This is a genomic window from Oceanospirillum beijerinckii DSM 7166, assembly GCF_000422425.1.
Classification (GTDB): Bacteria; Pseudomonadota; Gammaproteobacteria; order Pseudomonadales; family Halomonadaceae; genus Oceanospirillum; species Oceanospirillum beijerinckii.
The window spans coordinates 18,500-30,596 of the sequence record NZ_AULT01000006.1 but is presented as its reverse complement, the minus strand read 5'-3'; the positions used below and the strand labels follow the sequence as shown (position 1 = coordinate 30,596).

8 protein-coding genes are annotated in these 12,097 nt (G+C 46.6%); 7 read left to right on the top strand and 1 reads right to left on the bottom strand.

Annotated features, from left to right (window positions below; translation table 11 throughout):
• The first annotated feature begins 193 nt into the window (after positions 1 to 193).
• The 5 genes from H579_RS29805 to H579_RS0100870 all read left to right on the top strand — a co-directional run bounded on the left by H579_RS29805 (position 194) and on the right by H579_RS0100870 (position 5,974).
• Entirely contained in the window at positions 194 to 325 is a 132-nt protein-coding gene (locus H579_RS29805) for a hypothetical protein (RefSeq protein ID WP_281166988.1), read from the top strand.
• A gap of 535 nt (positions 326 to 860) precedes the next feature.
• Positions 861 to 1,070: a cold-shock protein gene (locus tag H579_RS0100885; protein WP_028299091.1), complete on the top strand. Its 210-nt coding sequence runs from the start codon at positions 861 to 863 to the stop codon at positions 1,068 to 1,070.
• A gap of 244 nt (positions 1,071 to 1,314) precedes the next feature.
• Entirely contained in the window at positions 1,315 to 3,588 is a 2,274-nt protein-coding gene (rnr, locus tag H579_RS0100880; RefSeq protein WP_028299090.1) for a ribonuclease R, read from the top strand.
• 299 nt (positions 3,589 to 3,887) lie between these two features.
• Positions 3,888 to 4,094 (top strand): cold-shock protein, encoded by a 207-nt coding sequence (locus tag H579_RS0100875; protein WP_028299089.1) that lies wholly within the window; start codon positions 3,888 to 3,890, stop codon positions 4,092 to 4,094.
• Between the two features lie 725 nt (positions 4,095 to 4,819).
• Complete coding sequence (locus H579_RS0100870) at positions 4,820 to 5,974, top strand: tRNA-queuosine alpha-mannosyltransferase domain-containing protein (protein ID WP_028299088.1); 1,155 nt, start codon at positions 4,820 to 4,822, stop codon at positions 5,972 to 5,974.
• A gap of 64 nt (positions 5,975 to 6,038) precedes the next feature.
• Here H579_RS0100870 and recD2 read toward each other — a convergent pair whose 3' ends face one another.
• Positions 6,039 to 8,258, bottom strand: a complete 2,220-nt coding sequence (recD2, locus tag H579_RS0100865; protein ID WP_028299087.1) for an SF1B family DNA helicase RecD2 — start codon at positions 8,256 to 8,258, stop codon at positions 6,039 to 6,041.
• A 156-nt stretch (positions 8,259 to 8,414) separates the two neighbouring features.
• On the opposite strand from recD2, the gene H579_RS0100860 reads away from it, so the two are divergent.
• Both H579_RS0100860 and H579_RS23730 read left to right on the top strand, forming a co-directional pair.
• Positions 8,415 to 10,520, top strand: coding sequence for an alpha-ketoacid dehydrogenase subunit alpha/beta (locus tag H579_RS0100860; protein WP_028299086.1), 2,106 nt, complete (start codon positions 8,415 to 8,417; stop codon positions 10,518 to 10,520).
• 14 nt (positions 10,521 to 10,534) lie between these two features.
• On the top strand, positions 10,535 to 11,941 hold the full coding sequence (locus tag H579_RS23730; RefSeq protein ID WP_051227190.1) for a dihydrolipoamide acetyltransferase family protein: 1,407 nt from the start codon (positions 10,535 to 10,537) through the stop codon (positions 11,939 to 11,941).
• The last annotated feature ends 156 nt before the right edge of the window (positions 11,942 to 12,097 follow it).

The following is a 12,097-nucleotide window of genomic DNA, read 5'->3' as shown; positions in this document are numbered from 1 at the left end:
AAAAATGCGTGAAATTATATATTACAACGTATCAAAATAAAATAATGAATTTGCTCTTGAGAGGTGCTGTTCACAGAGATAATAGCCAGAGAAGGCATATTTTTAACGTGCTTCAACGGATGTGGACAATAAGCAGATGGATAACACTGTGCAACCCCTCATCCTTGGTTTCTAATGGCTACGGATTGACAATATGGATAAGAAACAGCTTAAAGCTTTTGTTTACGAAGCTGCTAAAAAGATTAAAACTAAAAGTGATCTGAAAATGGCATCAATGCAAACAGAGCAGAATTATCTACCGCTCTCATTTTTACACGGATTTTAGCCATCTGGTCATCCAACAATCACCAATGCTCTACACCACAAACCAAAACAGCAGTAGTAGTACCAGTATCTTCCATATCCATGACCATTGAAGATGATTGATTTTTAAATCATGTCCTATCACCCTTAGTCTATGATTAAGTTCACACTAAGCAGAAAAGCCTGCCCTGCCCTGCCCTGCCCTGCCCTGCCCTGCCCTGCCCTGCCCTGCCCTAAGTGTGCTTCACATTACTCCTGAATACTCAAAAACTTAATTTAATCAGCTTCTTACTCCACAGAACTACAAATTCACAGCAAGCCATCGATATCAAGTATCATGAGGCTGCCTCAATAAAAATAATTATTTTTACATTGACTTTACGTTTTGGCAGATATAGAGTGGATAAAGCTTAAAAGAAAGTCTTATTTTTACATCCTCCATTTCGTTGCTTCTATACATAGTTCCTCGTCCTGTAGTTTCTAAATTTTAGTCAGTTTTTTCCGCTGTTCATGCCTCATGAAGGCACACCTATATTTGGTCTACAGGATATTATCATATGTCTAATACAGTTACCGGCACCGTAAAATGGTTTAATGAGTCAAAAGGCTTTGGTTTTATTGAGCAAAGCTCAGGCCCAGATGTTTTTGCCCACTTCAGTGCGATTGTAAGCTCTGGATTTAAAACGCTGATTGAAGGTCAGTTTGTTGAGTTCACCGTAACTCAAGGCCAGAAAGGCCCTCAGGCAGAGAATATTGTAGTAGTCTAAGTCATTAGATTGCCACCCAGGTGCAATTATTTGCATCTGGGGATGTAAGCATCTATCTAAAAATAATTCTGCCAATACCAACAGATGCTTCCAAACCGTCAAAACACCGCCTTACTAAATTTACAACAGATCACTCTCTAGCGAGTGACATCAGTCATCATACCTTACAACTATAATATTAATTTATATTATACATATGCTCAAAGAGCGTAAGATTTTTGGCTGTTATTGAGAAATATAATTAATGATATCAGCTTTAAAGCCTGCAATTAATACCTCTGACTTCCAAAAGTATAACCACCCTATCCCAAACCGGGATCACATCATTAACCTGCTCAAAAAACACGGTAAAGCTCTCAGCCAAAAGCAGCTGGCCTTAAGAATGCATTTGTCTTGTGATGAAGAGCGAGAAGCCCTACGACGTCGCTTACGTGCAATGGAACGTGATGGACAAATTATCTTTGATCGTCGCAATGGTTATAGCCCATTAAACTCAGAATGCTTGATTTCTGGCCGGGTTATTGGTCATCGTGATGGCTTTGGTTTTTTGGCACGGGATGAAGGCGGTAAAGACTTGCTCCTGAGTCATCGTGATATGCTGCAGCTTTTTGATGGCGACCATGTTCAGGTTCGCATCTCAGGATCAGATCGTCGTGGCAGGGATAAGGCCACCTTGGTCAAAGTGATCCAACGGAATACATCCCAGATTACAGGGAAACTGCATTTTGATCAGGGGCATTATTTCGTTACCCCAACAAATAGTCGCATTTCACACGAAATTGATATTGATAACGAACAACGCATGGGTGCAAAAGTAGGCCAGTATGTATCAGTTCACATCACGGACTACCCCAACCAACAGTACAGAGCATTTGGTGATATAACTGAAGTGCTCGGCGATGAAATGGCCCCAGGAATGGAAATTGAGCTGGCCATCAGAGAGCATAACCTCCCCTATATATGGCCTGTCGAAGTAGCTGATGCAGCAAAATCGCTGGGAGAAGAGGTATCCGAGTCTGATAAATTGCACCGGGTTGACCTGAGAGACTACCCCTTTGTAACCATTGATGGTGAAGATGCAAAAGATTTTGATGATGCCGTTTACTGTGAGCAATATCTGGATGGTTGGCGCTTGTGGGTCGCTATTGCAGATGTCTCTCACTATGTGAGCCCTGGGAGCGCCTTGGATATTGAAGCCGAAACGCGAGGCACTTCTGTCTATTTCCCTGGTCATGTCATTCCAATGCTGCCTGAAACACTATCCAATGGACTATGCTCGTTAAATCCAAATACAGACCGCTTGGTAATGGCTTGTGAAATGGTGATCAGTGCATCTGGTGAAATGACAGACTATCGCTTTTCTGAAGCCGTTATCCATTCTCATGCCAGGCTGACTTACGATCAGGTAAACACCATATTGACAAAGCCTGATACCAAAGCGGGCCGACAATTACAGCATAGGTACGCCTCCCTGTTACCGCATATCAGTATGCTTCATCAACTGTATGGCGGCTTATTGAAGGCCAGAGCAACACGTGGATCAATTGATTTTGACACGCAGGAAGTTCAGTTTCAGTTCAATAAAGAGCGTAAGGTTGAGAAGATTCTGCCTGTAGAGCGTAATGATGCCCACAGACTTATTGAAGAATGCATGTTATGTGCAAATGTCGCTACTGCTCGCTTTTTGAAAAAGCTCAAACTGCCTGCATTGTATCGAAACCATAATGGCCCACAACAGAAAAAGCTTGAAACCCTGAGGAGCTTTCTCTCCCATAAAGGTCTTAACCTTCTCGGAGGCGATAAACCCACTCCCGTTCATTATGGCCAGTTATTAAATAGTATTAGCGAGCGCTCGGATGCCAATGTTATTCGATCTATGATGTTACGCTCACTTAGCCAGGCAGAATACGATGTGGATAATATAGGTCACTTTGGCCTGGCTTATTCAGAATACGCTCACTTTACTTCACCAATCAGGCGCTACCCGGATTTATTGGTACACCGAGCTATTCGATCGGTTATTCGGGGGCGGGAAAGTGGTGGCATAATTAGCAGAGTCTTTAAATCTGTAACAGGTATAGGCAACGACCCTGTCCAGAGAGTGAAACATACTGACAGGCTTGCCTCTGATATCAGCTATCCCTACGACAAGAAAAAGGTAGCCGCTTTAGGGTTACAATGCTCACAGTTATCAAGGCGTGCTGACAAAGCAAGTTGGGATGTCGATGCATGGCTGAAATGCGATTATATGAAAGACAGCACCGGCTGCGTATTTACAGGCATTATCACGACGGTAACCCATTTTGGTTTATTTGTTGAGCTTGAAGATACAAAAATTGAAGGTCTGATCCATATCAGCTCGCTTCGAAACGATTTCTATCAGTTTAATGAAGAAAAACAAAGCCTTATTGGTGAGCGCTCAAAGATAGACTACTCTGTCGGAGATACCATTAAGGTAAAAGTTTCTCATGTAAACATGGATCAAAGGAAAATTGAGTTTAATTTAGACGCAGCTTGAAGCGGGTATATTCTTGCCTCACTCTCTATTTTTATACTCATAATAAGTCTGAAACAATACAGACCTATTTATATTGAACATTAATCATTTAAAAACTGAATAATGCTATTAAAACCCTTGCTTAATAGCATTATTCAGCGTAATATTAGCTTGGTTACGAAGTTCAACCGATATAACATATGCTTTCTTTTCGACGCTTTAGTTTCGTCCTGCATTTCATATTTTATAATGTTTGTTATTTCCTTCCAATGGCTTTTAAAGCCTACAATTTAATTTATTGAAATCTCAGGATGTTACATATGTCTAAAGTTACTGGTATTGTTAAGTGGTTTAACGAAGATAAAGGTTTTGGTTTTATTCAGCAGCAAAACGGACCTGATGTGTTTGCACACTTTCGCTCGATTGTGGGCGATGGCTTCAAAACCTTAAGAGAAGGTCAAGAGGTTGAGTTTAGTATTACTCAAGGTCAGAAAGGGCCGCAAGCAGAAAGTATATCTCCACTGTAAGCGCTTTTTTCAGAACAGGTGCAAGCATATTAGCTACACCTGTTTTTATCCTCGGGTACATTTAAAGCTAATAATTAAAAATATAAACAAGAAACATAAATGCTAATAAACATAACCAATGATCTATGTGTTAAAAAATTATCAAGCAAACTGCATACTCAATGGGCGTGCTATATTCCAGAACTAGAACCCAACAATCATAAACGCTGTTTATGGAAAAAGGTGAGTGGAATAATGTCTACACTAGATATGAAGCAGTGGCTTAAAAAAGAATATCCAGAAAATAGTCATTCGGAAGTATTTTCAGATATATGCCTACCAGTTTGACCACAATAAGAACTTATCCTTTCTGTTAGATACCATTATCTTTTTTCATATAAGACCACAACTCAAATTGATCTACACAGTGTTGCTTTGATAGAAATCAAACATATATTTTCTATCCGATAACGCTTTGATATTAGTGGTTTAATATGAAAAAACGCTTCCATTTCACCAACGATAAAATACGCTCCCTAACCCGCCTAATGTCTGTGGTACGGATCTCGAAGTTTCCGATACCGATGTGATGATCTCATCACCCAAAAAAAGAGATCCAATGCACGTCTTTTGTTCTTAAGCCATAATAACACCTCTTTTTTGCACGACGTTATGGCATTTGATCCATGAGTATTCCAACGATAAAGCTACAATCCCCAAGCCCACGATCCTCAAACCAGAGATCCATGAAAGTCTTGCTATTATCGGCCTATGATGCGGCCAGTCATGCTTATTGGCGCAAAAGCCTGGTCGCTCAGCTTCCTGATTACGATTGGACGGTATTAACTTTACCGCCACGTTATTTCGCCTGGCGTTTACGGGGAAATAGCCTGAGTTGGGCTTTTAGTGAGCGGGAGACTCTGGAGCAGACTTACGATCTGGTGTTAGCGACCTCTATGACAGATCTGTCTGCGCTACGAGGTTTTGTCCCCAAACTGGCGACAACGCCAACGCTGGTTTATTTCCATGAAAACCAGTTTGCTTACCCTGAATCTGGCAAAGAGTACGGCAGCCTGGAGCCCAAGATTCTGAATATCTACACTGCGTTAGCAGCGGATAGAATCCTGTTTAATAGCCACTACAATCGGGATTCTTTTCCACAGGGTGTGGCGAAACTGCTGAAAAAGATGCCGGATCAGGTGCCACCGGGTGTGGTTGAGCATCTTACACAACGCTCTCAGGTGTTGCCTGTGCCTCTGATGGAGCAGTTGTATCACGCGGAAGAAAATCAAGCTGATAGTCAGAATAGCCAACTCGCCGATATCCCTTGGTCAAAGCCTGCGGCTCAGTCTGATAACGCAATTCGTATTGTCTGGTCTGCCCGCTGGGAGTTTGATAAAGGCCCGGATCGGCTATTGGCGATTATGCGTGAGCTGGAAAGCCGAGGTGTAAACTACCGTATGGCGATTATGGGCGAGCGTTTTCGAAAGATTCCTCAGGAGTTTAATACCATTGAGCAGGAGTTCAGCCATCGCCTGGATCAGTTTGGTTTTGCAGAAACCCGTGAGGAATATCTGGCCTGGTTAAGTGCAGGAGATATGGTGTTATCCACAGCGACTCATGAATTCCAGGGGGTGGCGGTATTAGAGGCGGTGGTTAAAGGCTGTATTCCGGTATTGCCTGATCGGGAGGTTTATCCCGAGTTATTTGGACGTGATTATGTGTATCCCCACTGTGGTAGCGATATCAAGAAAGAAGCCAAGGCAGCTGTGGATATGATTATTCAGAGAGCGGAACAGATTCATCGTGGGCAGTTGTCAGCCCCTGATGCTCAGCGTTTTAGTTGGTCAGAATTAAGTGAGCAGTATCGTACAGAGATGGTGTCGTTATTAGCAGGCTAATAAGGCTGTAGATTAATGCCTCGACAGGTTGGCTAATATATTGATTCGCTTGATAATTAGTCGACTAAATCTGTAAACGCAGGCTGAGTTTGGTCATACGTTTCTGTGCCTTTACCTGGCGACAAGCCATGTTTACCGCTTTGCTTTCACCGATCAGAATGACATGCTTTTTACCTCGGGTGACGGCGGTATAAAGCAGATTTCTCTCCAGCAGGGTAAAGTGCTGCATCGCCATGGGAATCACGACGCAAGGGTATTCCGAGCCCTGGGATTTATGGATTGAGGTGGCATAAGCGAGGCTGATCTCATCCAGTTCGCTAAAGCCGTAGATCACCTCACGATCATCAAAAACCGCCATCAGTTCGGCGTCTTCAAGATTGACAGACCGGACCTGACCGATATCGCCGTTAAATACCTCCTTGTCGTAGTTATTGACCGTCTGAATCACTTTATCCCCAGGGGCATAGGTCCAGCCAAAGCGGGTCACTTGCGGTATGCTGTTTCTGTTGATCAACGACTGCAGTTCGATATTTAAACTGCGCACACCCAGTCCCCCCCGGTTCATAGGTGCCAATACCTGAATATCCCGAATGGGGTCATAACCGTATTTCTGTGGCAATCGTTGTGTTACCACCTGCAGCAAAATAGTGCGGGCAATTTCCGCACCGTCCGTAGGAATAAAAAAGAAATCGGTATCGCTACCTTTGGCTGTTTTCTTGGGTGATATACCGCGATTGATCTGGTGTGCGGTGGTGATAATGGCTGAAGTCGCAGCCTGACGGAAGATCTCGGTCAGTCTTCCCACCGCAATCACATCGGATTCAATCAGATCGGCCAGCACAGAGCCGGGGCCGACAGAGGGTAACTGATCCACATCCCCTACCAGAATCAGCGCGCCATTGGGCGGAATCGCTTTAAGCAGCTGATTCATCAGCACAATATCCACCATAGAGATCTCATCGATCACCAGAACATCACAGTCTAATGGATTATCCTGATTTTTCTTAAAACCGTATTCGACGGGATCAAAGTCCAGCAAGCGGTGAATGGTCAGGGCCGGTTGCCCGGTGGATTCGGTCAGTCGTTTTGCCGCGCGTCCCGTTGGCGCACATAGCTGCACCTGACATTTTTTCGCCTGCAGCAGCTTCAGTACACTATTGACCGTCGTGGTTTTACCCACACCGGGACCACCGGTGATAATGGATACCTTGTTATTGAGTACGGTTGTTACCGCCTCTTTTTGTGACGCGGATAAACGGAAATCCGATTGCCCCTCAAGCCAGGCAAACGCCTTAGCACAATCAATCTGCCCCCAAGGTGGTAATCCGGCTTGTAGCGTGAGTAGCAGACGACTGGCACCGCATTCGGCGTGGTAAAGCGGTGCAAGAAATACCACCTCCTGGATATTCTCTGAGTGGATGTTGGCTTTTCCCGAAGGAATCAGCGGCAGGGTATCAGGGATCAGATTGCCTTCGTTCACTTCCTGACCGATAGCTTCACTTAAAATAGAAGAGTCGATCTGCAGAATAGACTCGGCTTCCTGCATCAGGGTATCGATTGGTCTGGCACAATGGCCCTGAGAAGAGAGCTCCTGTAAGACATGGCGCACACCGGCGCGGGCACGAATCAAAGAATCCGCTGCGATGCCCAGATTAAGTGCAATCTGATCTGCTGTTTTAAACCCGATACCGTGAATATCCAGCGCCAGCTGGTAAGGGTTCTGGCTGACGATTTCAATGGCTTTATCACCGTAGGTTTTATAGATACGTACTGCCCGGGCCGTACCGACACCATGCGACTGCAGAAACACCATAATCTCGCGCACGATCTTTTGTTCTGCCCAGGCTGAAGTGATCTTATCCAGGCGTTTTTTGCCGATGCCCTCCAGCGCTAAGATCTTTTCCGGCTCACTTTCGATCACCTCAAATACCGATTCTTTAAAGGCATCCACCAGCTTTTTGGCAAAGTGGGGGCCGATACCTTTTACCATGCCGGAACCCAGGTATTTCTCCATTCCTTCTAATGAGGTGGGCGTCACCGTTTTAATGGTTTGACACTTCAGCTGCAGGCCATGTCTGGGATCATTCAGCCAGATCCCTTCTGCCTCTACGTATTCGCCACCAGTAATGGAAGGCGTATTCCCGGTCATGGTGATCAGATCCTGATAGCCCGGCACCTTTACCCGAATAACAAAAAAACCAGACTCCGGCGAATGGAAGGTGACCCGCTCCACGCTACCTTCAAAGCGCATAACAGGTTGATGATCTTGATATTGTGGAGACATATTCGATAGAAAGCAGACATTGGATGACGTCGATTATGGCGGTAGAAGATCACATCAGACAAGTGATCTTATCTTCGAAGAAGCGATCCAACAGGAAAAAAGGTACTCGTATTAACTAGACTGATCAGAAGAAGCTTAGAAAGAGTGGTGACGATTATGAATCTGGCAGCTAATAAGCAAACGCTACAAGCCACCTCTGATCAGCCCAATCAAGCCATCGATTGGATCAGAGTCAGTCGCCTGATGTTGCAGTCCCGGGCGTTGGATGAGATTGAAGAGCAGGAGCTGGTTCCCGCTAAGCTGGTATTTAATCAGTTTTCAGCACGGGGCCATGATTTTGCCCAGATTATTCTGGGCTGTCTGTTAAACCATCCTCACGATGGTGCCGCAGGTTACTACCGCTCCCGACCCTTTGTCATGAGTCTGGGGATTAATCTGGACGATGTGGCAGCCTCACCTATGGCTAAGGCCGGTGGCTATAGCGACGGCCGGGATATCGGAGTGGTGTGTAACTACCCCAATACCCAACGCGAAGGGGCGATGTTATTTCCTATGTGCGGCGGTGTCGGCTCGCAATATTCGCCCGTGTCGGGTTGGGCACAATCCATTGTTTATCATAGAGATGAACTGCAGGACGCCAGTTATCAGGGGGCGATTGGTGTCTCCATGGGTGGAGATTCCTCCATGTCCACCAGTGGTTTCTGGGCAGCGCTGAATATCTCGACCACCAGTGATCTGCCCCATCTATTTTATATCGAAGATAACGGTTACGGCATCTCGGTACCTCAGGAGGTACAAACCCCTGATGGCGATCAGGTGGCGAATCTGCAGGCCTATCATCATCTGAAAATTATCGATGGTGATGGCACCGATCCGGTACAAACCCCAGCGTTGATTCAGAAAGCAGTAGACTATGTACGTTCCGGTCAAGGCACCTGTTTATTGCGCCTGAAAGTGCCGCGTCTGTGCGGCCACACCTTCCAGGATACTCAAACCTATAAACCCCCTGAGTTGATTGCAGAGGAGCAAGCACGCGACCCGTTGCCCAAACTAAAAGCACATCTGATCAGTACAGGAGTGATAACGGAGGAGCAGTGGCAGTCGTTACAGGCGGATTGTTATCAGGAGATAAAAGCAGCCGTTGAACGAGCCAAGTTGCGCCCGGAACCCGACCCGGAACAACTGACCCGCTTTGTCTATGCAGAAAAAGGCAATGTGCAGTTAAGAGGCGGTCTTGCTGCCGATGGGCATAAATTCCCTGATAGCAATCCAGAAGCCAAGCCCGAAGGCTCACGCCTGAATATGCTGACAGCGATTCGTAAAACCCTGGAGCATGAGCTGGCAACCAATCCCAAGGTGGTGGTATTTGGCGAAGATGTCGGTCCTAAGGGCGGTGTTCATGGGGCTACTTTGGGGCTGTATGAGAAATTTGGTGAGCATCGGGTATTTGATACCAGTCTATCGGAAGAGGGCATTATCGGTCGCTCAGTTGGTATGGCCCTGAGCGGCTTGATGCCGGTACCCGAAATCCAGTTCCGTAAATACGCTGAGCCTGCCGCCGAACAATTGACCGATACCGGCATTATGCGCTGGCGTACCTACAATCAGTTTGCAGCACCTATGGTGGTACGTATTCCCGGTGGTTTTGCAAAACGCGGTGATCCCTGGCACTCCATGTGTGATGAGGTGGAGTGGACTCACAAGGTAGGCTGGCAGCTGGCGATGCCATCCAATGCGGAAGATGCGGTGGGCCTGCTGCGTTATGCCCTAAGGGACAATAACCCAACGGTATTCTTTGAACATAGATCACTACTGGATAACAGCTGGGCACGACGACCTTACCCCGGTGATGATTATGTTATTCCTTTTGGTCAGGCCAAGATCCTGCGGGAAGGCCATAAACTCACCGTGGTGTGCTGGGGTGCTATGGTGGAACGCTGCGACAATGCTGCGCAGCAATTGGGCCTGGATATTGAGGTGATCGACCTGAGAACCCTGCAACCCTGGGATAAGGAGGCGGTCTGCCGTTCGGTAGAAAAGACAGGGCGTTGCCTGGTCGTACATGAGGATAACCGCACCGCAGGTTTTGGTGCCGAGATTGTAGCGACCCTCTCCGATGAGGTGTTCTTTAGTCTGGATGCGCCCATTCAACGCCTGACCATGCCGGATGTACCTAATCCTCATAATATCCATCTCATGGAAAAAGCGGTGCCCAGCGAGGCGAGTATCGCACAGGCGATGCAAAACCTGATTGAGATATAGAGGAGGGCTGAATCATGAGTGAAGCAATTAATATTACCCTCCCGGTGGATACCTTGGAGGGGACGACAGCGAAAGTGCTGCACTGGCTGGTCTCGGAAGGTGAAGAAGTCAGCAAGGGGATGCCACTGCTGGAGCTGGAGACCGATAAGGTCACCATGGAGATCTGCGCAGAGGAAAGCGGTATCGTTGAAACCATTACGGCGCAGCCCGGAGCTGACGTTGCTGAAGGGGATGTGTTGGGAACACTCGCAATGGATCTGGCTGAAGATAGAATCGCCGAGGTGCATCAGCTGGTGCAAAACGTTGAGCCCAGCTCACGGCAGGCCAGTGCTTTACCCGGCTCTGAATACCATAGCCTGCATGCTCAGGCTGTCGCTTATCCAGGCCAGGGTGCAGACCATAACCCACACCCTTCAGGTCATTTTCAGGGCAATGCCCGGCATTTGGTAGGGCCTGCGGTCAGGCGCTTATTAAAAGAGCATCAACTGGATATCAATCTGATTGAAGGCAGTGGCCGTGGTGGTCGTGTGACACGGGATGATGTGCTGGCCTTTATTGCGGAAGGCGGGGCTCATCAAAACGATGATTTGGACGCAGTGGCAGTACCGGTTGCCAGTACCCCAACTCAGGTGAAGGTGATAGAGCCAGGTGACGATATGAGCAAGGTTGCAAGCATAGGGGCAAGCCGACTGGTGCCTCATAGCACTATGCGTAAAGCCATTGCCCATCATATGGTCGATAGCCTGTTGAATATATCCCCCCATGTTACCAGTGTGTTTGAGATGGATATGACACAGGTGATTAAACATCGTAACCAATGCAAGCTGGGCTTTATGGAAGCGGGGATTAAACTGACCTTTACCGCTTATTTCCTGATTGCAGCAGCTAAGGCTATCACTAAGGTGCCTCAGGTAAATGCCTGCTTCCATGACGATGCTTTGGAGATTTTCGAGGATATCAATATCGGTATTGGCACCGCTTTGGGGGATGAGGGGTTAGTCGTGCCAGTGATCAGGCAGGTGCAGCAAAAGAATTTGTTTCAGGTCGCCTCGGCCTTGCAGCAACAAACCGATAAGGCCCGTGCGGGTAAGTTGACACCCACCGACCTGAAAGGTGGCACCTTTACCATCTCGAATCACGGTGTCAGCGGTAGCCTGTTTGCAGCACCTATCATTATCAATCAACCTCAAGTGGCGATTTTAGGTATCGGCAAGCTGGAGAAACGTGCGGTGGTGGAAGAGATTGATGGTGAGGATGTAATTGAGGTACGGCCTAAATGTTATGTCTCGCTAAGTATCGACCACAGAGCACTGGATGCCTATCAGACCAATCTTTTCCTCAGTCATTTTGTAGAAGTGATTGAACGATGGGGGAACGATAATACGTTCAGTAATAGACAAGTTGATCCGTCAAGGCTCTAGTTTTGACTAAAGTAACCTGAACTGTACACAATTTTTGAGAACAAAAAGGCCAGCTCCGCTCATAGCATGTGCTGGCCTTTGTCATTGGGCTTCTTTACCCGATCGCGAGGGCACAGTTTTTCAATGTATCAATGTCATTGTTATGGTAACTCTTGG

Coding starts and splice junctions, on each gene's coding strand:
- H579_RS29805 (WP_281166988.1), top strand. CDS start 194: ATGGATAAGAAACAGCTTAAAGCTTTTGTTTACGAAGCTGCTAAAAAG.
- rnr (WP_028299090.1), top strand. CDS start 1,315: ATGATATCAGCTTTAAAGCCTGCAATTAATACCTCTGACTTCCAAAAG.
- H579_RS23730 (WP_051227190.1), top strand. CDS start 10,535: ATGAGTGAAGCAATTAATATTACCCTCCCGGTGGATACCTTGGAGGGG.
- recD2 (WP_028299087.1), bottom strand. CDS start 8,258: ATGTCTCCACAATATCAAGATCATCAACCTGTTATGCGCTTTGAAGGT.
- H579_RS0100885 (WP_028299091.1), top strand. CDS start 861: ATGTCTAATACAGTTACCGGCACCGTAAAATGGTTTAATGAGTCAAAA.
- H579_RS0100875 (WP_028299089.1), top strand. CDS start 3,888: ATGTCTAAAGTTACTGGTATTGTTAAGTGGTTTAACGAAGATAAAGGT.
- H579_RS0100860 (WP_028299086.1), top strand. CDS start 8,415: ATGAATCTGGCAGCTAATAAGCAAACGCTACAAGCCACCTCTGATCAG.
- H579_RS0100870 (WP_028299088.1), top strand. CDS start 4,820: ATGAAAGTCTTGCTATTATCGGCCTATGATGCGGCCAGTCATGCTTAT.